Source organism: Streptomyces sp. NPDC028289 (genome assembly GCF_055565975.1).
On the sequence record NZ_JBVHTI010000003.1, the window covers coordinates 12,871 to 36,431 of the forward strand.

Consider the following 23,561-nt stretch of genomic DNA (forward strand, 5'->3'; position numbering starts at 1 on the left):
ACCGTCCGCAGCCCCGCTCAACCCGTTGGAGCACCGTGGCAACTGGCCGAACTCACCGACCGGCGACCCGCAGCCGAGGGATCCCCGAGGCCACCGTCGCCCGGCTTCCGCTGTACCTCCGCGCTCTGACCGCACTGTCGGAGCGCTCGGTCCCCACGGTCTCCTCGGAGGAGCTGGCCGCGGCCGCGGGGGTCAACTCCGCGAAGCTGCGCAAGGACTTCTCCTACCTGGGTTCGTACGGAACGCGCGGTGTCGGCTACGACGTCGAGTATCTCGTCTACCAGATCTCCCGCGAGCTGGGCCTGACCCAGGACTGGCCGGTCGTGATCGTCGGTATCGGAAATCTGGGCGCCGCCCTCGCCAACTACGGCGGGTTCGCCTCCAGGGGTTTCCGGGTCGCCGCCCTCATCGACGCCGACCCGGCGATGACCGGACGGCAGGTCGCCGGGATCGCCGTGCAGCACAGCGACGACCTGGAGAAGATCATCTCCGACAACGGCGTCTCCATCGGCGTGATCACCACCCCGCCGGGCGTCGCCCAGCAGGTCTGCGACCGCCTGGTGGCCGCCGGGGTCACCTCCATCCTGAACTTCGCGCCGACCGTGCTGTCCGTCCCGGACGGCGTCGACGTACGCAAGGTCGACCTCTCCATCGAGCTGCAGATCCTCGCCTTCCACGAGCAGCGCAAGGCGGGCGAGGAGCACGAGGGCGTGGCCGCGCCCGTCACCGCGCACCAGGAGGCCGGCGAGCAGGGGCCCGACGGGGACGTACCCGCCGTGATGCCGGCATGAGTCTCCTCGTCGTCGGGCTGAGCCACCGCAGCGCACCGGTCAGCGTCCTGGAGCGGGCCGCGCTCGGCGCGGACGCCCAGGTCAAGCTGGTCCAGGACACGGTCGCCGCCGAACCGGCCACCGAGGCAGCGGTCCTCGCCACCTGCAACCGCATCGAGCTCTACGCCGACGTGGACAAGTTCCACGCCGGGGTCGCCGAGCTGTCCACGCTGCTCGCCCAGCACAGCGGGGTCGGGCTGGACGAGCTCACCCCCTATCTCTACGTGCACTACGAGGACCGCGCCGTCCACCACCTGTTCTCGGTGGCCTGCGGGCTCGACTCGATGGTGGTCGGCGAGGGGCAGATCCTCGGGCAGATCAAGGACTCGCTGGCCCGCGCGCAGGAGCTGCACAGTGCCGGTCGGCTGATGAACGACCTGTTCCAGCAGGGGCTCCGGGTCGGCAAGCGTGCCCACTCCGAGACCGGGATCGACCGGGCCGGACAGTCCCTGGTCACCTTCGGCCTGGAGCAGCTGGCCGCCGGCACCGACGTCGAGGCCTGGGCCAAGGGCAAGAAGGCGCTGGTCATCGGCGCCGGATCGATGTCCTCGCTGGCCGCTGCCACGCTGGCGCGGGCGGGGGTCTCGGAGATCGTCGTCGCGAACCGCACGTACGACCGTGCGGAGCGGCTCGCGCAGATCCTGAACGACGCCGACGACACGGACGTGACGGCCCGCGCGGTACCGATGGATGCGGTGCCGGGCGAGCTGACACGTGCCGACGTCGCCGTCTCCTGCACGGGCGCGACCGGACTGGTGCTGGGCGCGGAGGCGGTTGCGGCGGCGGTCGAGGGCCGTACGGGTGAGCCGGTCGCCGAGATCGACGCACCGACGGCGCCGAAGCAGCCGCCGGCCGTCACCGGCCCCGGTGGCGGACTCGGCGCCGACGACAACTGCCCGCTCGACCGCACCGCCGAGCAGAGCGGCTTCTCGGTCATGGGGGAGGCCGCCGTCGCCGGGATGGCCGCGGCCGAGCTGGAGCAGCACGCGGCCTGGGTGGACAACGGGACCGTCGACCGACGGGACGCGGCCCGCCGTACGCCGGAGGCCGAGGCCGAGCTGATCGGGGCGCTGGCCGAGGCCGCCGCCCGGGTCGGCCGGATCCCGGAGCGGCGCAGGCCGGAGCCGGTCGCCGGGTTCGTCCGGCCCGCCCCCGCGCTCTTCCTCCTCGACCTCGCCATGCCCCGCGACATCGACGCGGCCGTGCACCGGCTGGCCGGGGTGCGGCTGGTGGACATCGAGTCGCTGGCGGAGGCGTCCGCGGACGCGCCGATGGCGGCCGACGTCGACCAGGTGCGGCGGATCGTTTCGGACGAGGTCGCCGCCTTCGGCGCGGCCCAGCGGGCGGCGCACATCACGCCTACCGTGGTAGCCCTGCGGACGATGGCCGCCGACGTCGTCGCGAGCGAGATCGCGCGGCTCGACGGGCGCCTGCCCGACCTGGACGAACGGCAGCGCGGGGAGATCCGGCAGGCCGTGCACCGGGTCGTCGACAAGCTGCTGCACGCGCCGACCGTACGGGTCAAGCAGCTCGCGGCCGAGCCCGGCGGCGCCGGGTACGCGGACGCGCTGCGGACCCTGTTCGACCTCGACCCCGAGACGGTGGCCGCCGTCTCCCGGGCCGTGGACAGCACAGACAAGAAGGACCGACCGGCATGAGTGACATTCCACTGCGACTGGGGACCAGGCGATCCAGACTCGCCATGGCCCAGTCCGGACAGGTGGCGGAAGCCGTGAGCCGGGTGACCGGGCGGCCCGTCGAGCTGGTCGAGATCACCACCTACGGCGACACCTCCCGCGAGCACCTCGCACAGATCGGCGGCACGGGCGTCTTCGTGACCGCCCTGCGGGACGCGCTGCTGCGCGGCGAGGTCGACTTCGCGGTTCACTCGCTGAAGGACCTCCCGACCACCCAGCCCGCCGACCTGGTCCTGGCCGCCGTACCGGTGCGCGAGGACCCGCGGGACGTGATCGTCGCCCGGGACGCGCTGAAGTTCACCGACCTGCCGCGCGGGGCCCGCATCGGCACCGGTGCGCCGCGCCGGGCGGCGCAGCTGAACGCGTACGCGCGCTCGCACGGGCTGGACATCGAGACCGTGCCGATCCGGGGGAACGTCGACACCCGGATCGGATACATACACGACGGCGAGCTCGATGCCGTGGTGCTGGCGGCGGCCGGCCTGAGCCGTATCGGCCGCATCGACGAGGTGACCGACTTCCTGTCGGTCGACACGGTTCTGCCCGCCCCCGGCCAGGGGGCACTGGCGATCGAGTGCGCCGCGGACAACGCGTCGCTGATCGCCGCGCTCGGGGAACTCGACGACCCGCTCACGCGGGCCGCCGTGACCGCCGAGCGATCACTGCTCGCCGCCCTGGAGGCCGGCTGCTCCGCCCCTGTGGGCGCGCTTGCCGACCTGCTGGCCGACGGGCAGATTGTCAAGGAAATGCGCCTGCGGGCAGTCGTCGGCACGACCGACGGCACCCGGACGGTGCAGATGTCCACCACCGGTCCCGTGCCCGAGACATACGACCAGGCGACGGCGCTCGGTCGCGAACTCGCCACCGAGATGCTTGCCCAGGGCGCGGCCGGTCTGATGGGGGAGCGAGCACATTGAGCCCCACCAACCTTCCCGCCGGCCTGGAACACGGGCACGTCACCTTCCTGGGTGCCGGACCCGGGGATCCGGGACTGCTGACCTTGCGTGCCGTGGAGGCACTGTCCAGCGCGGACGTCCTGGTCGCCGAGCACGACGTGCTCGACGTGATCAGAAGCCACGCCAGGCAGGGCGTCTCCGTCGTGGCCACGAATCCGGATCCGTCGTCGGACCCGTATCCGGGCACGGGCACGCCTCAACTCACGGTTGTTGACGGCGCGTCAACAACCGCTTCCCTCCCGCCCGTGCGGGATGCGGCTCATCTTGTCATGGAGGCCGCGCGGGGTGGCAGGCGGGTCGTCCGTGCGGTGTCCGGGGACCCGGGACTTGATACGTACGCGACCGAGGAAATGCTCGCCTGCGTGGCCGCGGGTGTGCCGTTCGAGGTCGTGCCGGGTGTCGCGGCCGCGGTGGGTGTGCCGGCGTACGCCGGTGTGCCGCTGCGGGACGCGCAGGGCGCGGACGTCCGCTTCGTGGACGCCCGTACCGCCTCGGACCGGTGCTGGACCGAGGTCGGCGCCTCGGACGGCACCGTGGTCGTGTCGACGACCCTCGACTCGGTGGCCGCGGCCGCCGGGGAACTGGTCGCCGCCGGCCGCAAGCCGGACACCCCGCTGACGGTCACCGTCGCCGGTACGACGACCCGGCAGCGCACCTGGACCGCCACCCTCGGCACCATCGCGCAGACCCTGAAACAGGCGAAGGTGCTGCCCTCGCCGGACGGCGGCCGGCCGGTGATAGCCGTGGTCGGTGAGCGGTCCGCCGCCGCCCAGCGCGACCAGTTGTCGTGGTTCGAGTCCAAGCCGCTGTTCGGCTGGAAGGTGCTCGTGCCGCGCACGAAGGAGCAGGCGGCGTCCCTCTCCGACCAGCTGCGGTCGTACGGCGCCGTGCCGCACGAGGTGCCGACGATCGCCGTCGAGCCGCCGCGCACGCCCCAGCAGATGGAGCGGGCCGTGAAGGGGCTCGTCACCGGGCGCTACGAGTGGATCGCGTTCACCTCGGTCAACGCGGTGAAGGCGGTCCGGGAGAAGTTCGAGGAGTACGGGCTCGACGCCCGGGCCTTTGCGGGCATCAAGGTCGCGGCGGTCGGGGAGCAGACCGCGAAGGCGCTGGTCGCCTTCGGCGTGAAGCCGGACCTGGTGCCGTCGGGCGAGCAGTCGGCCGCGGGGCTCCTCGAGGACTGGCCGCCGTACGACCCCGTCTTCGACCCGATCGACCGGGTGTTCCTGCCGCGGGCCGACATCGCCACCGAGACGCTGGTCGCCGGGCTCATCGAGCTCGGGTGGGAGGTGGACGACGTGACCGCCTACCGGACCGTGCGGGCGTCGCCGCCACCGGCCGACACCCGGGAGGCGATCAAGGGCGGCGGCTTCGACGCGGTGCTCTTCACGTCGTCGTCCACCGTGCGGAACCTGGTGGGTATCGCCGGGAAGCCGCACAACGTGACGGTGATCGCCTGTATCGGGCCGGCCACGGCCAAGACGGCCGAGGAGCACGGGCTTCGGGTGGACGTGATGGCTCCGGAGCCGTCGGCCGCGAAGCTGGCGGAGGCGCTGGCGGAGTTCGGTCTGCGGAGGCGCGCGAGCGCGCTGGAGGCCGGGGATCCGGTGACTCGGCCGAGTGAGCGGCGGCCGGGGGCGCGCAGGAGGCGTACCACTACGTGAGGTGAGGTGAGAGGGGGTCTGGGGCTGCGCCCCAGGCCCCCTCTCCCGTGCGTGGATGTCCGCGGGTGCGTGGGGGCTGGTCGCGCAGTTCCCCGCGCCCCTATCGGGGCGTGTCGTTGGCGAGGATCTTCTTCAGGTTTTCGACCACTGTCGGGATCTCGCGGTCGAAGGCCAGGCCGTCCACGCCCTCGTCGGTGACGACGGCCAGGAGGGCTCGGGTGCCCACCGCCGTGACGATGACGTGGCCCGCGCTGCACTGGGCCGTGAGCTGGCGGAGGGTGCCGGTGTCGCCCTGGTCGGCGAGGCGGTGGCCGAGGGAGAGGGCGGCGGAGGCCACGGCGGCCATGGACTCGGGTTGGGTCTTGTCGGTGTCGCTGGCCACCACCAGTCCGTCCACGGTGGCCAGGGTGGTCTCACGGACGCCCATCACCCGGTCGCGCAAGGAGACGAGGATGTCCTGCACGGGATCGTTCATGGTGGCTTCTTCCTGTGCTGTCGTGCTCGGCGGTGCGTGGGTCACCGCTGCCCGGGACTAGCGCTTGCGGCGGGGGAGGGGGGTCGACGACGGGCGCGGTGCTGCCGTGGGGGGAGCGGGTGGGGTGCGCGGGGCCGTGCTCGGGCGGCCGGCGGGGGTCGCGGACGGGGGCTGGAGGAGGCCCAGGGCCAGGAGGTCGCGGAGGTCCAGCATGACGGCGAACAGGCCGCGGCCGAGGGTGAAGGCGATGTCCCGGGGGGTCCTGCGGCCGTCGGCCACCGCCATGAGGTTCCGATGGCGGGGCGAGAGACGGGCGGTCTGGCGCGGGTCGCGGGCGGCCGGGGCCGGTTCCAGGCGGTCGCGGGCGAAGCGCGCGGTGGCGCCGCGTTCGTTCGCCAGCAGGCGGATGCGGCGGGTGTTCTCGGTGACCAGGCGGTCGGGCGGTACCGCGACGCCCGTGTCGAGCAGGGGGCGGGGATCGGTCACCTCCCAGCCGTCCGGGGTGGTCAGGGCGAGGGCGAAGGCCGCGTCGAACAGGGCCGCCTGGCCGGTGATCTCCAGTTCGGCGGCGCCCAGCAGGCCCTCGGCGACCAGTTCCAGGGCCAGGCGTGCGGGGTCGGCGCCGGTGGCGCGGGCGGCCGTCCAGTCGTCCTCGGTGATCCGGTGCGACTTGAGGAGGAGTACCTCGACGCCGGGGGCGCCGGGGGTCTCCATGCCGACGACCATGCCGTCGCGGACGTGGATGACACCGCCCGGGGCGCCGGAGACCAGCACCGCGCAGGAGCGCCGCTCGGCGTGCAGGCCGGCCAGCAGGGCAGGGACGTTGCGGGCGGTCGGTGTCTCCTGCGTCATGCGAGCAGTCGGCCCGTGTGCTCGGCCAGGTCCCGCAGCGCCCACGTGATGTTCGTACGGTCCCGGTCCACCAGGGCGAACAGCAGGAGCGGGTCGCCCTGCCGGTCGACGCGGGTCGTCACATGGTGGTGGGCGGCGGTGGTGACGACGATGCTCTCCAGATCGCCGGTGAAACCCGCCCTGTTGAGGTGCATGGTCGCCAAGTGGACGGTCTGCTGGGCGTCCTGGGCCGATTCCTGGGCGCCGTACTCGGCGTAGGAGAGGCCGGTCACGCCGTCCAGGAGGGCGGCCGCGGTGACGCCGGGCGTCCGTCCGACGTCGCGCAGGACGGTGTCGAGCAAAGCCATGAGTTCCCCCTCCCGACCCCTCGGTCGCACAGTACTTTATTGCCAACTGTTGCAACACTGGCCAAAGATGACGCTTATTCGGACTCGGAGAGGTCAGGGAGCAACCTCCGTCGAACTGCTTGCGTCCGAGTCGACCCATGTAAGGAAATCGAGGGCACCAGCGTGAACATCGAGACAGCGCTCAAGGAAGCCATGAGCATCGACGGGGCCGTCGGGGTCGCCCTGGTCGACTACGAAAGCGGTATGTCGCTCGGCGTGCTGGGCGGCGGACCGCACCTGGACCTGGAGTTGGCGGCCGCCGGGAACACCGAGGTCGTCCGCGCCAAGCAGCGCACGCTGAAGTCCATCGGCGTCGACGACGAGATCGAGGACATCCTGATCACGCTCGGCGGCCAGTACCACCTGATCCGTCCCCTGACGAAGGCCGGCGGCTCGCTCTTCCTCTACCTCGCGCTCGACCGCGGCCGGAGCAACCTCGCGCTGGCCCGGCACAGCCTCAGGAAGCTGGAGGGCGAGCTGGAGGTCTGACCTCCCGGTGCCGTGGCGTCCCCGCCCACCCGTGCGCGGGTCGGGCGCCGACGTAGAGTCCGACGCCGAGTCGGCAAGCGCGCTCTTGTGACGGGCGTAGCGTAGAGGGCATGACGACGTACGGCTCCTTCCCCGGCACGCGGCCGCGACGGCTGCGGACCACCCCCGTCATGCGGCGCATGGTCGCCGAGACCCGGTTGCACCCCGCGGACTTCATCCTCCCGGCGTTCGTCAGGGAGGGCGTGAGCGAGCCGGTGCCGATCGCCGCCATGCCCGGCGTCGTGCAGCACACCCGGGACAGCCTGAAGAAGGCGGCCGCGGAGGCGGTCGAGGCGGGCATCTCCGGGATCATGCTGTTCGGGGTGCCCGAGGAGAGCAAGAAGGACGCCCTCGGCACGCCCGGCACCGACCCGGACGGGATCCTCCAGGTCGCGTTGCGCGACGTGCGCGCCGAGGTCGGCGACGACCTGCTGGTGATGTCCGACCTGTGCCTCGACGAGACGACCGACCACGGGCACTGCGGGGTGATGGACGCCGAGGGCCGTGTCGACAACGACGCCACCCTGGAGCGGTACGCCGAGATGGCCCAGGTACAGGCCGACGCGGGCGCCCATGTCGTCGGGCCCAGCGGGATGATGGACGGGCAGATCGGCGTCGTGCGCGACGCGCTCGACCAGATCGGGCGCGAGGACGTCGCGATCCTCGCCTACACCGCGAAGTACGCCTCCGCCTTCTACGGCCCCTTCCGCGAGGCCGTCGGGTCCTCGCTGAAGGGCGACCGCAAGACCTACCAGCAGGACCCCGCCAACGTGCGGGAGTCGCTGCGCGAACTCGCCCTCGACCTGGAGGAGGGGGCCGACATGGTGATGGTCAAGCCGGCCGGGCCCTACCTCGACATCCTCGCGCGGGTCGCCGACTCGGTGGACGTGCCGGTCGCCGCCTACCAGATCTCCGGCGAGTACTCGATGGTCGAGGCCGCCGCCGAGAAGGGCTGGATCGACCGCGAGCGCGCGATCCTGGAGACCCTGACCGGCATCAAGCGGGCCGGCGCGCAGAACATCCTCACCTACTGGGCGGTGGAGGCCGCCCGGATGCTGGGCTGAGCGCGGACACCGGCGCCCCTCTCCTGCGCCCCGGCGGACGAGATTCCGCCGGGGCACTTTCACGACGTCTGCGCGGGCGTCCGTGCGGGCGTCGACGCCGGGGCCTGAGCAGGGCTGACGGCGGGCCGGACGCGGGCCGCGGAGGAGGACGGGCCCTCGTCGCGTACGCCCTGGCCGTCCCGGCATCCGCTCAGTGCGGTCGCGGCGACTAGCGCCAGGGCGGCCGCCGCCAGGAGACGGCGGCGGCCGGGGGCCGGGGTGCGGTGCGGGACGGACATGCGAGGGCTCCCTTGGCGATCTCGGCTCGGGCGGCGTTGAGGGTGGGGGGTGAGCGGTGGTGTTGACGTGCCCTCAGCCTGTGGGGCGGCCCGCCCCGACCGCCAGAGCCGACGGGAGATTCGGGACGCCCGAGCCCGGTCCGCCCCTGTGAGCTGCGCGGATCCCGTCCCGCGGGACGGCGGAACGGGACGTCCGAAGCCCGCGGAAGGCCGCGCCGGGGGTCCCGGCCCGCTGCCCCTGCCCCGCCCGTCCGGATCGCGGAATTACGGGTGTAGGCGGCACGTACCTCTCTAGGCTCCCGCCAAGACGAGGATCAGCCCAAGGAGCCGTCCATGACCCTCACCCCTGCCCCCGCCCCGCTTCCCCCGCTCGCGGACCGGGCCCGGACCGTCGGCGGGTCACCCGTGCGGGAGATTCTCGCGGTGACCGCCCGGCCCGAGGTGATCAACTTCGCGGGCGGGCTGCCGGCCCCCGAGCTCTTCGACCGGGAGGGCATCGCGGCCGCCTTCCGCACGGTGCTGGAGGAGGCGCCGGAGCGGGCGCTGCAGTACTCGACGACCGAGGGCGAGCCGGCACTGCGGCAGCGGCTGGCGGCGCGCATCGCCACGCGGGGCCTGCCCACCGCGGCCGACGACCTCCTCGTCACCACCGGCTCCCAGCAGGCGCTCTCCCTCCTCGCGAGCGCCCTGATCGACCCCGGGGACACGATCCTCGTCGAAAGCCCCTGCTATCTCGCGGCACTTCAGGTGTTCGGGCTGGCCGGAGCACGCGTGCTGCCCGTGCCCGGGGACGCGGACGGCGTGGACCCGGCCGCCCTGGAGGAGCTGATCCGCGCCGAACGGCCCAAGCTCCTCTACCTCGTCCCGACCTTCCAGAACCCCACCGGCCGCACCGTGCCCGCCGCCCGCCGGGCCGCCCTGGCCACGGTCGCCGCCCGGCACGGCCTGTGGGTCATAGAGGACGACCCCTACGGCGAGCTCCGCTACGACGGCGACCACGTCCCCTGGATCGCGTCCTTCCCCGGCGCCGAGGACCGCACGGTCCTGCTCGGCTCCTTCTCCAAGGTCATGGCCCCCGGCCTGCGGCTCGGCTGGCTCCGCGCCCCCGCCGCCCTGCGCCGCGCCTGCGCGGTGGCCAAACAGGCCGCCGACCTGCACACCCCGACCCTCAACCAGCTCGCCGCCGCCCGCTACCTGGACGTGCTGGACGCCCACGTCGCCAAGGTGCGCGCGGTGTACGGCGAACGCCGCGACGCCATGCTCGCCGGACTCCCCGACGCCCTCCCGGCCGGCTCCACCTGGAACCGGCCCGAGGGCGGCATGTTCCTCTGGGCCAGGCTCCCGTCGTCGTACGACACCACCGCGCTGCTCCGCCAAGTGGTGGACCACAACGTCGCCTACGTCCCCGGCGAGCCCTTCTACGCCGCCGACCCCGACCGCTCGACGCTGCGGCTGTGCTTCGTGACGCAGACGCCGGAGGAGATCGGGGAGGGGTTGCGGAGGCTGGCCAAGGGCTTGGGCGGCTGAGCGTTCCGCGGGTTACGCGGTTCGTTCTCTGCGGGCCGGTGGGGGCTGGTCGCGCAGCTCCTCCCCCAGCCTTCGGCCGGGGGGCACCCTCAGCGCCCCTTACGGGGCGCTAGTCCCACCAGAAGTGCCACAGCCGCTCGCCGACCAGCTGCTCGGCGTACGACGAGAGGGTGTCGTCGGCGCCGGGCAGCACGGTGTACGGGCAGAACGCGAAGTGCTCGGCGGCGACCGCCTCCGCCGCGTCGAGGTCGGCGGGCGGCGCGGCGACGGACAGCGCGAGGTGGTCGAAGCCGAGCGCCACCACCCGTATGCCGAACCGGTCCTCCCAGGAGCGCAGCACCGCGCACAGCCGGGCCACGTCCTCCTCGTAGTTCACCGGGCCGCTCCAGCCGATGGCCGCGGGTATGTCCGCGCTGCGCCGGGCGGACACCAGCGCCAGATGCGGCTCCTTCAGCCAGGGCCGTCCCTGGCTCAGCGCGTCGGCGACGTCCGCGGCCCGCGAGTCCGGGTCGGCGACCAGTGCCGGAGAGGGGGCGAGCCCCGGCCACTCCTCGCCCTCCGGCGGGTCCTCCTCCCAGTAGTCCTCCAGCACCTCGTCGGCGTCGTGGTCCCCCGGGTACGACGTCTCCCCGGGCGCGAAGTCCCAGTCGTCGACCTCGGACACGTCGATGAGCACCGGCAGCAGCCCCGCACGCGCGGCCGGCGCGCCGAGCGCGGTCCAGGTCCCGGGCCCGGCGGGCTGCCCGGCGTACCACAGCAACGGCGCGTGCCACGGGCCGTCGAGCGTGTCGTCGAGCAGTGTCCCGGGCGGGAGTTGGAGCCCAAGTGACCGACCACTGGGGTCGGTCGCCAACTTGGGCAGCGGGTTGGGAAGAGTCGCCATGGCGATGACTGTAAGGGGCGTCACTGACAACGCCGGACGCGGTTGTCCCACGGACACTCGGCAAGGTGGTCTGGGCCGAGTTCGAGCGCTCGGTCGTGACGGGCGTACGGCGGTGACCTGCCGGGGCGCTACGGCAGATACTGACCGGCCCCTGTTCCCAGGACGTTCAGCAGGGCCAGGGCCTCGGCGTCGGGGGATCCCGGCGGTGCGCTGAACAGCACGAGGTACTGGTCGCGGTCGGTGAGGGCGAGGGTGTCGCAGTCGACGGTGACCTCGCCGACGGCCGGGTGGCGGAAGGTCTTCGTGAGCATCGGCGCGGCCTGCACGTCGTGCCGCTCCCAGAGCCGGGCGAAGTCGGGGCTGGTGTCGCGGAGTTCGTCGACGAGTCGGGTCACGGCGGGATCGGTGGGGTAGCGGGCGAGGGTGGTGCGGAGCTGCATCACGACGCCGAGGCGGAAGTCGGCGGCGTCGGAGATCCCGTACAGCGGAGCTTCGGTGCGCTCCGGTCCGGGAAAGGCCCGGCGGGCGAGGTTGCGGTCCGCGGGGGCGAGCGGGGCGAAGTCCTCCATGAGCGCGGCGGCGAGGTCGTTCCAGGCGAGGACCTCGCACGCGGCGGACATCACGAAGCCGGCGGTCTGCGGCAGCCGTTCCAGGAGCGTGAGGATGCTGGGGCGGACGTCGCGCCGGTGCAGTCCCGTACGGTTCGGGGCGGTGCCCGCGAGGACGTGGAGGTGGTCCGACTCCGCGTCGGTGAGCCGCAGCGCTCCCGCGATCGCCGCCAGGACGTCGCCCGAGGGGCGTGGCGCCCGGCCCTGTTCGAGGCGGATGTAGTACTCGGTGGAGATGTGCGCGAGGACCGCCACCTCCTCGCGGCGAAGCCCTGGCGTGCGGCGGCGCGGGCCGGAGGGAAGGCCGACGTCCTGCGGGTGGAGTCGCTCGCGGCGGCTGCGGAGGAACGCCCCAAGTTCCTGTCTGTCCATACGCCCAGTGTGCGCGCCGCCCGGCGGCGGATCCTGGTACAGCCTGTGCCTGTATCCGGCCGACGGCCGACCGGACGCTGTTGCCATGACGAACAACACGAACACCACCGAAATCGGACCCGCCGGCCTGCTCGACGGCAAGGTCGTCTTCGTCACCGGCGCCAGCCGCGGGATCGGCGCGGCCGCGGCCCGGCTCTTCGCCGCCGAGGGCGCCGCCGTCGTGCTCGCCGCCCGCAGCACCGACGCCCTCGACCGCATCGTGAAGGAGATCCGCGCCGACGGCGGCACCGCCGACGCCGCCACCCTGGACCTCGCCGACAGCGCGAGTATCCGCGCCGCCGTCGATCGCGTCGAGGAACTGCACGGACGGCTCGACGGTGCCTTCAACAACGGTGCGGTGATCCAGCGGCCCGGCCCGGTCGACACCACCTCCGACGAGGACATCGACAAGCAGTTCGCCGTGAACTTCCGCGCGCACTGGACCGCCATGAACGCCGAGACCGCCCTCATGCGCCGCACCGGTGGCGGGGCCATCGTCAACACCTCCAGCATCGGCAGCCGGCGCGCCAACCCCGGCCTGCCCGCCTACGGGGCCATGAAGCGCGCGCTCAACAGCCTCACCGAGACCACCGCGGTCGACCTGGCCCCCGCCGGCATCCGGGTGAACGGCATCACCCCCGGCGGCACCGCCACCGAAATGATCGACGAATGGGAGGCGGCGACCCCCGGCATCATCGAGGGGATGAGCGCGAGGATCCCGATGGGCCGGATGGGCGAGCCCCGGGAGATCGCCGAGGCGGCCGCCTGGCTGCTCAGCGACCGCGCCTCGTACGTGACCGGCGCGATCGTCCCGGTCGACGGCGGCGCCGGCGCCTGAACAGGAGCGGCCCGGGTTCCGGGCCGCTCCTCGCCGTCGGTCCCGCCCGACGTCGCGGACGCGGTCGAGTTCCTCACCGGCGAGCCGGCCCGCTGGATCAGCGGACAGCAGCTGCTCGTCAGCGGCGGCGCGCTGAGCTGATCACGCGCCACCGCCGGCGGACCGGTCAGAGCTTCTCCGGCGTCCGGATCCCCAGCAGCGCCATGCCCTGGTGCAGGGTCCGGGCCGTGATGTCGCACAGGAAGAGGCGGTTCTCCACCTGCTCCGGGGTCTCGGCCTTCAGGACCGGGCACTTGTCGTAGAACGACGTGTACAGGGACGCCAACTGGTACAGGTACGCGGCCAGCTTGTGCGGGGCGTACTCCGCCGCCGCCTCGAAGACCGTGTCGCCGAATGCGTCCACGTGCAGGCCCAACGCCCGCTCCGCCGCGTGCAGTTCCAGCTCCGGGTGCGCGGCCGGCCGGACCTCTCCCGCCTTGCGGAGGATCGACCGGATACGGGCGTACGCGTACTGGAGGTACACCGACGTGTCGCCGTTGAGCGAGACCATCTGGTCCAGGTCGAACTTGTAGTCCCGGTTCGGCGACGTCGACAGGTCCGCGTACTTCACGGCGCCGATGCCGACCTGCTGGGCCCGCTCCTGGATCTCGTCCTCGGTCAGGTCCTGCGCCTTCTCCCGGACCACCTCGGCGGCCCGCTGCACCGCCTCGTCCAGCAGGTCCTCCAGCCGGACGGTCTCGCCCTCACGCGTCTTGAACGGCTTGCCGTCCGCGCCCAGCACCGTGCCGTAGCCCATGTTGTGCGCCGTGACGTCGTCGGTGAGCCAGCCCGCCCGCCGCGCCGTCTCGAAGACCATCTTGAAGTGCAGCGACTGGCGGACGTCCACGACGTAGATCAGGGACGTGGCCTGCAGGTCCTGGACCCGGTTGCGGATCGCCGTCAGGTCGGAGGCCGCGTAGCCGAAGCCGCCGTCCGCCTTCTGCACGATCAGCGGGACCGGCTGGTCGTCCTTGCCCCGGATGTCGTCGAAGAAGACGACCAGTGCGCCTTCGGAGCGGACCGCGACGCCCATCTCCTCCAGGAGCCGGGCGGTCTCGGGCATGCCGTCGTTGTACGCCGACTCGCCGACGATCTCGTCGTCCCGGATCTCCATGTCCAGCTTCTCGAAGACCGAGTAGAAGTAGACCTTCGACTCGTCCACGAACCGCTGCCACAGGTCGAGGGTCTCCTTGTCGCCGGACTGCAGGGCGACCACCCGCTTCCGCGCCCGCTCCTTGAAGGCCTCGTCCGCATCGAAGACCGCCCGGGACGCCTTGTAGACCCGGTTCAGGTTCGACATCGCCTGCTCGCCGTCCGTGTCGGTCTCCGCGGACAGCTCGTCCGGGTTCTCGATCAGGTGCTGGATGAGCATGCCGAACTGGGTGCCCCAGTCGCCGATGTGGTGCCGGCCGATCGTCTTCTCGCCGGTGAAGTCGAGCATGCCGCGCAGGGCGTCGCCGATCACCGCGGAGCGCAGGTGGCCGACGTGCATCTCCTTGGCGACGTTCGGCTGCGCGTAGTCGATCACCGTGATGCCCGGCTCCGCCTTCGCGGGCACGCCGAGCCGGTCGCCGTCCGCGTACCGAGCGGCCAGGTTCCCGGTGATCGCCCGGTCGGAGAGGGTGATGTTCAGGAAGCCGGGTCCGGAGACCTCGACGTCCTGGATCAGGTCCGCGCCGGTGGTGAGGTGGGAGACGACCTGCGTCGCCAGCTCCCGCGGGTTCGCCTTGGCCTTCTTGGCGGCGGCGAGGATGCCGTTCGCCTGGTAGTCGGCCCGGTCGCTGCGTCGCAGCAGCGGGTCGACGGAGGCCTCCGGCAAGGTTGCCGAGAGGGCGTCGGTGAGCTGCTGATTGACGGAGGCGCTGAGGGACGTGACCGGGGCCATGGGGTGGGAGCCGTTCTCCTCGGGGGGCTTGGTAGACGGGTCCAGTATTTCACGGGGGGTAAAGGGGTTTTTGCGGCTACGAACTCGGGGGGTCCGGTGCGTGGCCGGGCGCGGGTGCGTTGTGGCTTGTCGCGCAGTTCCTCCCCCAGCCTTCGGCCGGGGGTACCCCCAGCGCCCCCAGAACGGCGGCTGCGCCGCCGATCCGGAGGCGTGCCGCAGTTCCCCGCATCCGCAGAAGGGCGGTTGCGCCGCCGCTCAGGAGGGTCTCGATAACCCGTTTTCGTGGATTCGACCTCGGCTGGGACAATGGAGCGGTCAGCCGTGCGACCGTACCGGCTGTCCCGTGCCAGAAAGAAGGACGTGCCGATCGTGGCTCAGAGCACCGAGACCACCGACTGGGTCTCCCGTTTCGCGGATGAGGTCATCGAGGAGTCGGAGCGTCGGGCCCCGGGCAAACCGGTCGTCGTCGCGTCCGGGCTCTCGCCGTCCGGGCCCATCCACCTCGGCAACCTCCGCGAGGTCATGACCCCGCACCTGGTCGCCGACGAGGTCCGGCGGCGCGGGCACCAGGTTCGGCACCTGATCTCCTGGGACGACTACGACCGCTACCGCAAGGTGCCCGCCGGTATCGCCGGGGTCGACGAGAGCTGGGCCGAGCACATCGGCAAGCCGCTGACCTCCGTGCCCGCGCCGAAGGGCTCCGCGTTCCCGAACTGGGCCGAGCACTTCAAGGCCGCGATGGTCGAGTCGCTGGCCGAGCTCGGTGTGGAGTTCGACGGGATCAGCCAGACCGCGCAGTACACGTCCGGTGTGTACCGGGAGCAGGTGCTGCACGCCATGAAGCACCGGGGTGACATCGACGCGATCCTGGAGCAGTACCGGACGAAGAAGGCCCCCAAGAAGCAGCAGCAGAAGGCCGTCGACGAGGCCGAGCTGGAGGCCGAGGAGGGCTCGGGCGCGGCGAGCGAGGACGACGGCTCGTCCGGCACCGCCGGGTACTTCCCGTACAAGCCGTACTGCGGCGGGTGCGGGAAGGACCTGACCACCGTCACCGCGTACGACGACGACACCACCGAGCTGACGTACACCTGCAACGAGTGCGGCTTCTCCGAGACCGTCCGGCTCAGCGAGTTCAACCGCGGCAAGCTGGTCTGGAAGGTCGACTGGCCCATGCGGTGGGCCTACGAGGGCGTGATCTTCGAGCCCAGCGGTGTCGACCACTCGTCGCCGGGGTCCAGCTTCCAGGTCGGCGGGCAGATCGTCGGGATCTTCGGCGGGAAGCAGCCCATCGGGCCCATGTACGCCTTCGTGGGCATCAGCGGCATGGCCAAGATGTCCTCCTCCCGGGGCGGGGTGCCCACCCCGGCCGACGCGCTGAAGATCATGGAGCCCCAGATCCTGCGCTGGCTGTACGCCCGGCGCCGGCCCAACCAGTCCTTCAAGATCGCCTTCGACCAGGAGATCCAGCGGCTCTACGACGAGTGGGACAAGCTGGACGCCAAGGTCGCGGACGGGTCCGCGCTGCCCGGCGACATCGCCGCGCACGCGCGTGCCGTCCGCACGGCCGGCGGCGAGCTGCCCCGGACGCCGCGCCCGCTGCCCTACCGGACCCTCGCCTCCGTCGCCGACATCACCGCCGGGCACGAGGACCAGGCGCTGCGCATCCTCAGCGAACTGGACCCCGCGAACCCGCTGGGATCGGTGGACGAGGCCCGGCCGCGGTACGACAAGGCCGAGGCCTGGATCAACACCCAGGTGCCCGCCGACCAGCGCACCATCGTCCGCGACGAGCCCGACGCCGAACTGCTGAAGTCCCTCGACGAGGCGTCCCAGCAGTCCGTACGGCTCCTGCTCGACGGGCTCGCCGAACACTGGTCGCTGGACGGGCTCACCCACCTCGTCTACGGCGTCCCCAAGGTCCAGGCCGGCTTCTCCGCCGACGCCACGCCGAAGGAGCTGCCGCCGGAGATCAAGACCGCCCAGCGGACGTTCTTCGCCCTGCTCTACCACCTGCTGGTCGGGCGGGACACCGGCCCGCGGCTTCCCACGCTGCTGCTCGCCGTGGGACAGGACCGGGTACGGGCCCTGCTCGGGGCGTGACACCGACGCCGGCATGAAGAAGGGGCCCTCCGCAGAGGAGGGCCCCTTCTTCATGCCCCACGGGCTCGCCTACGCGATGTGGTCCTCCTGGAGCTCCGCCGTGTGACGGTTGGTGAAGCGGTTGACCATGCGCTCCGCGTCACGCTGCGCCAGCGTCATACCGTAGGTCGCCTCCACGTCACCCCTGAACTGGCTCGAACTCGGGTAGCCGCCGTCGATCGACTTCTTGAAGACCAGGTAGAAGTCCTCCTCCGTCGGCTCCGGCGGGCCACCGCCCTCGCCGAGCTCACGCGTACGGCCCGGGCCGGAGGGGATGGGGAAGCTGCCCGTCGTCTCCGACGGGGACTCCTCGGGAAGAGGCTGCTGCTCCTGGGGCACCTGCTCCGGCGGGAACTGCTGCTGGAGCTGCGCCTGCTCGTACTCCCGCAGCTGGCGCTGGTACTGCTCCTGCTCCTGCTGGTACTGCCAGGCCGCGTACTGCTCCTCGGAGAACTGGGGCTCGTACGTCGGGTCGTAGTCACCGTGGTACTCGATCTGCTGCGGGTTCCTGGCATGCAGCCAGGGGTTGACCTCCGGGTCGGGCGGCAGCGGCGGCTCCGGCTCGGACGCGTACACAGGCTGCTCGGGACGGGGGCCCGGGACCAGCTCCGGGCGCTGCCCGCCGGCAGGCGCCGCCTGCTGCGGGGCGGGCGCCGCGACGGCGGCACGAGCGCCCGCGGCCGACTCGGCAGCGGGCAGCAGCGCCGGAAGGTCGATGCCCGCCGCCGCCAGACCGTCCGGGGCCGTGTCCGCCAGCGGGACGCCGTACTTGGCCAGCCGCAGTGGCATCAGGGACTCCACCGGAGCCTTCCTGCGCCAGGCCCGCCCGAAGCGGGACCGGAGCCTCGCCTGATAGACGAGACGTTCCTGCTCCAGCTTGATCACCTGGTCGTAGGAGCGCAGCTCCCACAGCTTCATCCGGCGCCACAGGAGGAAGGTCGGCACCGGGGAGAGCAGCCAGCGGGTCAGGCGCACCCCCTCCATGTGCTTGTCCGCCGTGATGTCCGCGATCCGGCCGATCGCGTGCCGGGCGGCCTCGACCGCCACCACGAACAGCACCGGGATCACCGCGTGCATGCCCACACCCAGCGGGTCCGGCCAGGCCGCCGCGCCGTTGAAGGCGATCGTCGCGATGGTCAGCAGCCAGGCCGTCTGCCGCAGCAGCGGGAAGGGGATGCGGATCCAGGTCAGCAGCAGGTCAAGGGCGAGCAGGACGCAGATACCCGCGTCGATGCCGATCGGGAAGACATAGGCGAAGTTCCCGAAACCCTTCTTGATGGCCAGCTCACGGACGGCCGCGTACGAGCCGGCGAAGCCGATGCCGGCGATGATCATCGCGCCGGTCACGACCACGCCGATGAGAACGCGGTGCATCCGAGTCAGCTGCATTGGCGCGGCCACCGGTACTCCCCTCCCCTTGCGTGTTGTTGCGCGCAACAGGGTGGCACATCAGTGCGGCGCACGTATGGCCGGTCAGCTCTTCTTGGCTGACGACTTGGAGGGCGACGCGGACGGCGAGGCCGACTTGGAAGCCGACTTCGAGGGCGTCGCCGCAGGTGAACTCGGCGCAGAACCCGACCCGTTGGCCGTCCCCACCGACACCACGGCCTCCTTCGCCGCCTGCTCCGCCGCCTTCGTCAGAGTGCCCGCGTCCGGCGCCTTCCCGCCCGCCAGACCCGCACCGTTGTAGTCGAGGGTGACGACGACGTTCGCGACACGCGCCACGACCGTCTGCTGCTTGAAGGCACCCTCCTTCTTCTTCAGGTCGTAGCGCACGGCCGTCGCCTGGTCTCCGGCCCCGGCCACCGGCTCCGACTTGGTGTTCTTGGCACCCGCCACGGACTGCGCACCCTGCACCTGGCTCGCGTAGTACGCCTCCGCCTGCTTCTCCCCCGAACCACGGCTGGAGTCCGAGTCGAACCGCAGGAAGGAGATGTTGAGCCAGCGGAACTGGGAACCCTTCACCCCGTTGCTGTCCAGGCTGCTCCAGGAGCAACTGCCCCGCGTGGCCACGTCGTCCGACGTGCCCTCCTTGCCTGACTTCGCGCCCTTCGGCACCAGCGCGGTGAGCGTCTTCTTCGACAGCACCGCGCACGGCTCCGGCAGCTTCGCGTACTTGGCCGCCTGAACGGTCGGGGTCGGAGAAGCAGCCGTGGAGCCGCCGGCGTCCGCGGACCCGGCAGTGGAACCCGACCCACCGCCCGTCCCCTGCGCGGCGGCGTCCGAGTCCGAGGAACAGGCCGTCGCGAACAGCGCCACGACGGGGACGGCGGCCGCACAGACGAGGCCTCGGCGCAGGCGCCCCGCCCGTCGCCGTGCGTTCCGCCCGTTCCGGGCGCGCTGGTCGTCTGACTGGACTGCTACTCGCTGCATGGTTCCTTCACTCACACGTTCGGGGTTCCTGCGGTCGGATCGGGTCCGAGGGGCCACGGTACGCGGTGAGGGAGCTGTGCGGTTTCGGTTCGCGCCCTTTGCGGGCGGGGTGCGCAGGGCGTGCCGGAGCCCTCAGCCGTTGAGTGCCTCGGCCAGCTGCCCGGCCAGATTCTGCGCCCTGTCCTGCATTTCCTTGCTGTCCGGCACGGTCCCGGTGGCCATCGGCTGCTCCTCGTACACGATGGTCACGACGACGTTGGACGTGCGGAACACCACAGTCACCGTCCGCTGTTCGGCCGTCGAACCCGAGCCGGTGAGCTGGTCGTCGAGATACGCCTCGTCGCCGAGATCGGAGAGAGTGCGCGGCTGGAGACCGGCCGGGGTGGCGGAGGACGAGGCGGAGGCGGAAGTCGAGGAGGACGGGTCGGCGGATCCGGTGGGCGACGCGGAGCCCGACGCCGACGCCGACGGGGAGTCCGACGCCGACGGCGATTCCGTCTCGGCCGGGCTCGGGGGCGCGGACTCGGGGATGTCCGCCGCAGCCTTCAGCTGCGTGTAGATCGTCTGCGCCTCGCTGTCGTCGCTGACCGCGTTGTCGTACGACACCACGCGCTCGAAATCGACGGACAGCCGGTCCGTGGCGTCGGTGGACTCGATCTTCCAGTGGCAGCCGACCTTGCGGTCGGTGTCGTAGGTGAGCGCTGCCTCGCCCGCGTACGCCTTCTCGCGCTGCTCCTCGTCGGTGATCTGGGCGATGCCCGGCAGCAGGGAGTCGAGGGTGTCGTGACTGACCGCGCCGCAGGCCTCCGGGAGGGTGCGGTACTTGCCGGGCTGGGCGGCGACGGTGGCGGTGCTGGTGTCCGCGTTCTTGTCGGTGGCGTCGTCGCCACCGCTGGAACCGCTCGTGCAGCCGGCCAGCAGGGCCGCGAGGAGGGCGGCGATGCCGGTTACGTACGCCTTCCGCTGCACGGTCAGGCTCCTTCCGTTCGCTGGTCCGCTGGGTCCTGCTCCGGTGTCCCCGCTGGTTAATCGCTTGCCGCAGTGGGGCGCCCGCTGGAGACAATGTCTACCGCACGCACTGCTGTGAACGCCGGTCCCCTGTCTGGTTCGTGGATCTCTGGCGCCGCATTTGCGTTTTGTTTGATTTAAAGCTTTTTGTCCTTTTTGATGTGCTGTCCGCGGGGGAATGAGGAAGACATGTCGTACGTGGAGATGCCGGGCGCGAAGGTACCGATCCGGATGTGGACCGACCCGGCGACCGTCGAGGACGTGGCACTCCAGCAGCTGCGCAACGTCGCGACCCTGCCGTGGATCAAGGGCCTGGCGGTGATGCCGGACGTCCACTACGGGAAGGGCGCGACGGTGGGGTCGGTCATCGCCATGCGGGGTGCGGTGTGCCCGGCGGCGGTGGGGGTCGACATCGGCTGCGGGATGTCCGCGGTGAAGACGTCCCTCACGGCGAACGACCTGCCGGGGGACCTGTCGCGGCTCCGCTCGAAGATCGAGCAGGCGATTCCGGTGGGGCGGGGGATGCATGCGGATCCGGTGGAGCCGGGGGACTTCCATGGGCTGGCTGCGGCCGGGTGGGGGGAGTTCTGGGGGCGGTTCGACGGGGTTGCGGATTCGGTCAAATTCCGTCGGGAACGGGCTCATCGGCAGATGGGAACACTCGGATCCGGAAATCATTTTACCGAGGTGTGCCTTGATACGTCCGGTTCGGTGTGGCTCATGCTGCACTCCGGTTCCCGGAATATCGGCAAGGAACTCGCCGAGCACCACATCGGCGTGGCACAGAAGCTTCCGCACAACCAGGGCCTGGTCGACCGCGACCTCGCCGTCTTCATCGCCGACACCCCGCAGATGGCGGCCTACGAGCACGATCTCTACTGGGCTCAGGAGTACGCGAAGTACAACCGGGCGATCATGATGGCCCTCCTCAAAGACGTGATCCGTAAGGAGTTCAAGAAGGCCAGGGTCACCTTCGAACCCGAAGTGAGCTGCCATCACAACTACGTGAGCCGCGAGCGCTACGAAGGCGTGGACCTGCTCGTGACCCGCAAAGGCGCGATCAGCGCCCGAACCGGGGAATACGGCATCATCCCCGGCTCCATGGGCACCGGGTCGTACATCGTGAAGGGTCTCGGCAACGAGATGTCCTTCAATTCCGCTTCGCATGGTGCGGGTCGGCGTATGAGCCGGAACGCGGCCAAGCGGCGCTTTTCGACGAAGGACCTGGAGGACCAGACGCGGGGCGTGGAGTGCCGAAAGGACTCCGGGGTCGTGGACGAGATCCCCGGCGCCTACAAGTCGATCGACCAGGTCATCGACCAGCAGCGGGACTTGGTGGAGGTCGTGGCGAAGCTGAAGCAGGTCGTCTGTGTGAAGGGCTAGGACGGTGAGGGGCGCGACGATTGCGCGCCGCGCCCCTCATGCGCCGCTCAGTCCGGCAGCGGTACTACGCCGTGCAACGGCTTCCGGCGGCGGTTCTGGCGACGAGGCTCGCATTCAGCCACAGGGAAGCTCCACTCCCTGCCGGTCAGGCCCTCGGCTGGGCTGCATTCCTGCCGAGGGCCGTCGAGTTGATGATGTGGTGTCCCGTGCGGGGTTACTTCGCGTGCCGGACCGCGTAGATCATCACGAAGGCGATGATGTGGATGCCGAAGAGGAAGTAGGCGAGGAAGTACCAGACCTGGCGTTCGTTCTTCTTCTCCTGCTCCAGGCGGCTTTTTTCGAGGTGCCTTTCCCAGGCGGCCGCGGGGTCGTTGTCGTCCGGCATCACAGGTCCCGGTGGACCTTGGTGTTGGAGGCCTGGGCGCGGGGACGGACGACCAGGAGGTCGATGTTGACGTGGCTGGGGCGGGTCACCGTCCAGGTGATGGTGTCGGCGACGTCCTCCGCGGTGAGGGGCTCCGCGACGCCCTGGTAGACCTTCGCCGCCTTCTCCTCGTCGCCGCCGAAGCGGGTCAGCGCGAACTCGTCGGTCTTGACCATGCCGGGGGCGATCTCGATGACCCGGACCGGCCTGCCGACGATCTCCAGGCGGAGGGTCTCGGCGAGGACGTGGGCGCCGTGCTTGGCGGCGACGTAGCCGGCGCCGCCCTCGTAGGTGCCGTGGCCGGCGGTGGAGGAGACCACGACCACCGTGCCGTCGCCGCTCGCCTCCAGCTTGGGGAGCAGGGCCTGGGTGAGGTTCAGGGTGCCGATGACGTTCGTCTCGTACATCGTGCGCCAGTCGGCCGGGTCGCCGGTGGCGACCGGGTCGGCGCCGAGGGCTCCGCCGGCGTTGTTGACGAGGACGGCGACCGTGTTGAAGGCCGTCGCGAACTCGTCCACCGCCGCGCGGTCCGTCACGTCGAGGGGGTAGGCGGTGGCCTGGTGGCCCGCGTCGTTGATCTCCTTGGCCAGGGCCTCGATACGGTCCTCCCGGCGGGCGGTGAGGACGACGCGGTAGCCGGCCTCGGCGAGTCGGCGGGCGGTGGCGGCGCCGATGCCGCTGCTGGCGCCGGTGACGACCGCGATGGGGGAGGGGGCCATGGGGGTGTGCTCCTCAGCGGGGGGTATTCGTGCGGCTTGCTCTGGTGAGTCTAGGCGCCGTGGTTGGTGCGGAATCGGGCGGCTGCGGGCCGGTGGGGGTTGTTCGCGCAGTTCCCCCCAGCCGTCGGCCGGGGGTACCCCCAGCCCCCGCCCTTTTGCCTCGGCACGATCACGTCAGTTTCTGGGTGCCCACATGATCACGGCCATTCCCGCCAGGCATACCGCCGCGCCCGTGAGGTCCCAGCGGTCCGGGCGGTAGCCGTCGGCGACGACGCCCCACAGGATCGAGCCCGCGACGAAGATGCCGCCGTACGCGGCGAGGATGCGGCCGAAGTGGGCGTCCGGCTGGAAGGTGGCGACGAAGCCGTAGGCGCCGAGGGAGAGGATGCCGCCGGCGATCCAGAGCCAGCCGCGGTGTTCGCGCAGGCCCTGCCAGACCAGCCAGGCGCCGCCGATCTCGAAGAACGCGGCCACGACGAACAGGGCGGCGGAGCGGAGGATCAGCATGCGTGCAGCGTGTCACGTCCGGCGGGTGTCACCTGATGGGGGGCGCCTGCGGCGGGGCCGGGGTGGCATACATCCGTACGAGTGCGA

Annotated in this window: 23 protein-coding genes; 10 read left to right on the top strand and 13 right to left on the bottom strand. The window is 71.5% G+C overall.

The annotated features are described in order from the left end of the window. The first annotated feature begins 35 nt into the window (after positions 1 to 35). Genes ACZ4UV_RS14120 through ACZ4UV_RS14135 form a run of 4 tightly spaced genes read left to right on the top strand, consistent with a single transcriptional unit; the run spans position 36 to position 5,147 of the window. A complete protein-coding gene (locus ACZ4UV_RS14120; RefSeq protein ID WP_390043005.1) occupies positions 36 to 791 on the top strand; it encodes a redox-sensing transcriptional repressor Rex in 756 nt (251 codons plus the stop codon). After that, the gene (locus ACZ4UV_RS14125) at positions 788 to 2,488 is read left to right on the top strand and encodes a glutamyl-tRNA reductase (RefSeq protein ID WP_390043006.1); all 1,701 of its coding nucleotides are present in this window, start codon (positions 788 to 790) and stop codon (positions 2,486 to 2,488) included. Before ACZ4UV_RS14120 ends, ACZ4UV_RS14125 begins: the two co-directional genes overlap by 4 nt. After that, a complete protein-coding gene (gene hemC, locus ACZ4UV_RS14130) occupies positions 2,485 to 3,444 on the top strand; it encodes a hydroxymethylbilane synthase (protein WP_390043007.1) in 960 nt (319 codons plus the stop codon). The genes ACZ4UV_RS14125 and hemC overlap by 4 nt, the downstream gene beginning before the upstream one ends. Further along, complete coding sequence (locus tag ACZ4UV_RS14135) at positions 3,441 to 5,147, top strand: bifunctional uroporphyrinogen-III C-methyltransferase/uroporphyrinogen-III synthase (RefSeq protein WP_351486209.1); 1,707 nt, start codon at positions 3,441 to 3,443, stop codon at positions 5,145 to 5,147. The genes hemC and ACZ4UV_RS14135 overlap by 4 nt, the downstream gene beginning before the upstream one ends. A 100-nt stretch (positions 5,148 to 5,247) precedes the next feature. On the opposite strand, the gene ACZ4UV_RS14140 is transcribed toward ACZ4UV_RS14135, so the two are convergent. The 3 genes from ACZ4UV_RS14140 to ACZ4UV_RS14150 are packed head-to-tail and all read right to left on the bottom strand — an operon-like array spanning position 5,248 to position 6,821. Next, positions 5,248 to 5,622: a roadblock/LC7 domain-containing protein gene (locus ACZ4UV_RS14140; RefSeq protein WP_451022292.1), complete on the bottom strand. Its 375-nt coding sequence runs from the start codon at positions 5,620 to 5,622 to the stop codon at positions 5,248 to 5,250. Positions 5,623 to 5,679: 57 nt separating this feature from the next. Further along, positions 5,680 to 6,474 carry a hypothetical protein gene (locus ACZ4UV_RS14145; protein ID WP_451022293.1) on the bottom strand — a complete coding sequence of 265 codons (795 nt, stop codon included), beginning with the start codon at positions 6,472 to 6,474 and terminating at the stop codon, positions 5,680 to 5,682. Further along, positions 6,471 to 6,821: a hypothetical protein gene (locus ACZ4UV_RS14150; protein ID WP_451022294.1), complete on the bottom strand. Its 351-nt coding sequence runs from the start codon at positions 6,819 to 6,821 to the stop codon at positions 6,471 to 6,473. The genes ACZ4UV_RS14145 and ACZ4UV_RS14150 overlap by 4 nt, the downstream gene beginning before the upstream one ends. Positions 6,822 to 6,983: 162 nt before the next feature. On the opposite strand from ACZ4UV_RS14150, the gene ACZ4UV_RS14155 reads away from it, so the two are divergent. Then, positions 6,984 to 7,349, top strand: coding sequence for a hypothetical protein (locus ACZ4UV_RS14155; RefSeq protein ID WP_451022295.1), 366 nt, complete (start codon positions 6,984 to 6,986; stop codon positions 7,347 to 7,349). Between the two features lie 110 nt (positions 7,350 to 7,459). Beyond that, positions 7,460 to 8,452, top strand: coding sequence for a porphobilinogen synthase (gene hemB, locus ACZ4UV_RS14160; RefSeq protein ID WP_451022296.1), 993 nt, complete (start codon positions 7,460 to 7,462; stop codon positions 8,450 to 8,452). Between the two features lie 59 nt (positions 8,453 to 8,511). On the opposite strand, the gene ACZ4UV_RS14165 is transcribed toward hemB, so the two are convergent. Beyond that, positions 8,512 to 8,730 carry a hypothetical protein gene (locus tag ACZ4UV_RS14165; RefSeq protein ID WP_467837999.1) on the bottom strand — a complete coding sequence of 73 codons (219 nt, stop codon included), beginning with the start codon at positions 8,728 to 8,730 and terminating at the stop codon, positions 8,512 to 8,514. Between the two features lie 333 nt (positions 8,731 to 9,063). Between ACZ4UV_RS14165 and ACZ4UV_RS14170 the strand changes: the two genes are divergently transcribed. Beyond that, positions 9,064 to 10,257: an aminotransferase-like domain-containing protein gene (locus ACZ4UV_RS14170; protein ID WP_467838002.1), complete on the top strand. Its 1,194-nt coding sequence runs from the start codon at positions 9,064 to 9,066 to the stop codon at positions 10,255 to 10,257. A 109-nt stretch (positions 10,258 to 10,366) separates the two neighbouring features. Here the strand turns inward: ACZ4UV_RS14170 and ACZ4UV_RS14175 are convergent, their stop codons facing one another. Both ACZ4UV_RS14175 and ACZ4UV_RS14180 read right to left on the bottom strand, forming a co-directional pair. Then, the gene (locus ACZ4UV_RS14175) at positions 10,367 to 11,140 is read right to left on the bottom strand and encodes a DUF4253 domain-containing protein (RefSeq protein WP_390043023.1); all 774 of its coding nucleotides are present in this window, start codon (positions 11,138 to 11,140) and stop codon (positions 10,367 to 10,369) included. A gap of 128 nt (positions 11,141 to 11,268) precedes the next feature. Then, positions 11,269 to 12,120: a helix-turn-helix transcriptional regulator gene (locus ACZ4UV_RS14180; protein ID WP_467838005.1), complete on the bottom strand. Its 852-nt coding sequence runs from the start codon at positions 12,118 to 12,120 to the stop codon at positions 11,269 to 11,271. An 85-nt stretch (positions 12,121 to 12,205) separates the two neighbouring features. On the opposite strand from ACZ4UV_RS14180, the gene ACZ4UV_RS14185 reads away from it, so the two are divergent. Continuing rightward, positions 12,206 to 12,997: an SDR family NAD(P)-dependent oxidoreductase gene (locus ACZ4UV_RS14185; protein ID WP_467838008.1), complete on the top strand. Its 792-nt coding sequence runs from the start codon at positions 12,206 to 12,208 to the stop codon at positions 12,995 to 12,997. A gap of 166 nt (positions 12,998 to 13,163) precedes the next feature. Here the strand turns inward: ACZ4UV_RS14185 and argS are convergent, their stop codons facing one another. Further along, a complete protein-coding gene (argS, locus tag ACZ4UV_RS14190) occupies positions 13,164 to 14,921 on the bottom strand; it encodes an arginine--tRNA ligase (RefSeq protein ID WP_467838011.1) in 1,758 nt (585 codons plus the stop codon). A 360-nt stretch (positions 14,922 to 15,281) separates the two neighbouring features. Here argS and lysS point away from each other — a divergent pair, with 360 nt between their 5' ends. After that, positions 15,282 to 17,021: a lysine--tRNA ligase gene (lysS, locus tag ACZ4UV_RS14195; protein WP_451023314.1), complete on the top strand. Its 1,740-nt coding sequence runs from the start codon at positions 15,282 to 15,284 to the stop codon at positions 17,019 to 17,021. A gap of 69 nt (positions 17,022 to 17,090) precedes the next feature. On the opposite strand, the gene ACZ4UV_RS14200 is transcribed toward lysS, so the two are convergent. The 3 genes from ACZ4UV_RS14200 to ACZ4UV_RS14210 all read right to left on the bottom strand — a co-directional run bounded on the left by ACZ4UV_RS14200 (position 17,091) and on the right by ACZ4UV_RS14210 (position 20,402). Next, positions 17,091 to 18,434: a DUF2637 domain-containing protein gene (locus ACZ4UV_RS14200; RefSeq protein WP_451021411.1), complete on the bottom strand. Its 1,344-nt coding sequence runs from the start codon at positions 18,432 to 18,434 to the stop codon at positions 17,091 to 17,093. Between the two features lie 99 nt (positions 18,435 to 18,533). Beyond that, entirely contained in the window at positions 18,534 to 19,433 is a 900-nt protein-coding gene (locus ACZ4UV_RS14205) for a DUF3558 domain-containing protein (protein WP_451021412.1), read from the bottom strand. Positions 19,434 to 19,565: 132 nt separating this feature from the next. Beyond that, on the bottom strand, positions 19,566 to 20,402 hold the full coding sequence (locus tag ACZ4UV_RS14210) for a DUF3558 domain-containing protein (RefSeq protein WP_467838018.1): 837 nt from the start codon (positions 20,400 to 20,402) through the stop codon (positions 19,566 to 19,568). A gap of 228 nt (positions 20,403 to 20,630) precedes the next feature. Here ACZ4UV_RS14210 and ACZ4UV_RS14215 point away from each other — a divergent pair, with 228 nt between their 5' ends. Beyond that, positions 20,631 to 21,824, top strand: coding sequence for an RtcB family protein (locus ACZ4UV_RS14215; protein ID WP_451021414.1), 1,194 nt, complete (start codon positions 20,631 to 20,633; stop codon positions 21,822 to 21,824). Positions 21,825 to 22,038: 214 nt separating this feature from the next. Here ACZ4UV_RS14215 and ACZ4UV_RS14220 read toward each other — a convergent pair whose 3' ends face one another. The 3 genes from ACZ4UV_RS14220 to ACZ4UV_RS14230 all read right to left on the bottom strand — a co-directional run bounded on the left by ACZ4UV_RS14220 (position 22,039) and on the right by ACZ4UV_RS14230 (position 23,474). Beyond that, a complete protein-coding gene (locus tag ACZ4UV_RS14220; protein WP_451021415.1) occupies positions 22,039 to 22,209 on the bottom strand; it encodes a hypothetical protein in 171 nt (56 codons plus the stop codon). Next, the gene (locus ACZ4UV_RS14225) at positions 22,209 to 22,967 is read right to left on the bottom strand and encodes an SDR family NAD(P)-dependent oxidoreductase (protein WP_467838022.1); all 759 of its coding nucleotides are present in this window, start codon (positions 22,965 to 22,967) and stop codon (positions 22,209 to 22,211) included. Before ACZ4UV_RS14225 ends, ACZ4UV_RS14220 begins: the two co-directional genes overlap by 1 nt. Positions 22,968 to 23,141: 174 nt before the next feature. Further along, on the bottom strand, positions 23,142 to 23,474 hold the full coding sequence (locus tag ACZ4UV_RS14230; RefSeq protein ID WP_451021416.1) for a YnfA family protein: 333 nt from the start codon (positions 23,472 to 23,474) through the stop codon (positions 23,142 to 23,144). Positions 23,475 to 23,561 lie beyond the last annotated feature (87 nt).

Bases quoted from the DNA above. Each gene is read 5' to 3' on its own strand.
- hemB (WP_451022296.1), top strand. From the start codon at position 7,460: ATGACGACGTACGGCTCCTTCCCCGGCACGCGGCCGCGACGGCTGCGG.
- ACZ4UV_RS14230 (WP_451021416.1), bottom strand. From the start codon at position 23,474: ATGCTGATCCTCCGCTCCGCCGCCCTGTTCGTCGTGGCCGCGTTCTTC.
- ACZ4UV_RS14215 (WP_451021414.1), top strand. From the start codon at position 20,631: ATGTCGTACGTGGAGATGCCGGGCGCGAAGGTACCGATCCGGATGTGG.
- ACZ4UV_RS14200 (WP_451021411.1), bottom strand. From the start codon at position 18,434: ATGCACCGCGTTCTCATCGGCGTGGTCGTGACCGGCGCGATGATCATC.
- ACZ4UV_RS14170 (WP_467838002.1), top strand. From the start codon at position 9,064: ATGACCCTCACCCCTGCCCCCGCCCCGCTTCCCCCGCTCGCGGACCGG.
- hemC (WP_390043007.1), top strand. From the start codon at position 2,485: ATGAGTGACATTCCACTGCGACTGGGGACCAGGCGATCCAGACTCGCC.
- ACZ4UV_RS14150 (WP_451022294.1), bottom strand. From the start codon at position 6,821: ATGGCTTTGCTCGACACCGTCCTGCGCGACGTCGGACGGACGCCCGGC.
- ACZ4UV_RS14185 (WP_467838008.1), top strand. From the start codon at position 12,206: ATGACGAACAACACGAACACCACCGAAATCGGACCCGCCGGCCTGCTC.
- argS (WP_467838011.1), bottom strand. From the start codon at position 14,921: ATGGCCCCGGTCACGTCCCTCAGCGCCTCCGTCAATCAGCAGCTCACC.
- ACZ4UV_RS14165 (WP_467837999.1), bottom strand. From the start codon at position 8,730: ATGTCCGTCCCGCACCGCACCCCGGCCCCCGGCCGCCGCCGTCTCCTG.
- ACZ4UV_RS14140 (WP_451022292.1), bottom strand. From the start codon at position 5,622: ATGAACGATCCCGTGCAGGACATCCTCGTCTCCTTGCGCGACCGGGTG.
- ACZ4UV_RS14175 (WP_390043023.1), bottom strand. From the start codon at position 11,140: ATGGCGACTCTTCCCAACCCGCTGCCCAAGTTGGCGACCGACCCCAGT.
- ACZ4UV_RS14125 (WP_390043006.1), top strand. From the start codon at position 788: ATGAGTCTCCTCGTCGTCGGGCTGAGCCACCGCAGCGCACCGGTCAGC.
- ACZ4UV_RS14145 (WP_451022293.1), bottom strand. From the start codon at position 6,474: ATGACGCAGGAGACACCGACCGCCCGCAACGTCCCTGCCCTGCTGGCC.
- ACZ4UV_RS14225 (WP_467838022.1), bottom strand. From the start codon at position 22,967: ATGGCCCCCTCCCCCATCGCGGTCGTCACCGGCGCCAGCAGCGGCATC.
- ACZ4UV_RS14180 (WP_467838005.1), bottom strand. From the start codon at position 12,120: ATGGACAGACAGGAACTTGGGGCGTTCCTCCGCAGCCGCCGCGAGCGA.
- ACZ4UV_RS14205 (WP_451021412.1), bottom strand. From the start codon at position 19,433: ATGCAGCGAGTAGCAGTCCAGTCAGACGACCAGCGCGCCCGGAACGGG.
- ACZ4UV_RS14220 (WP_451021415.1), bottom strand. From the start codon at position 22,209: ATGCCGGACGACAACGACCCCGCGGCCGCCTGGGAAAGGCACCTCGAA.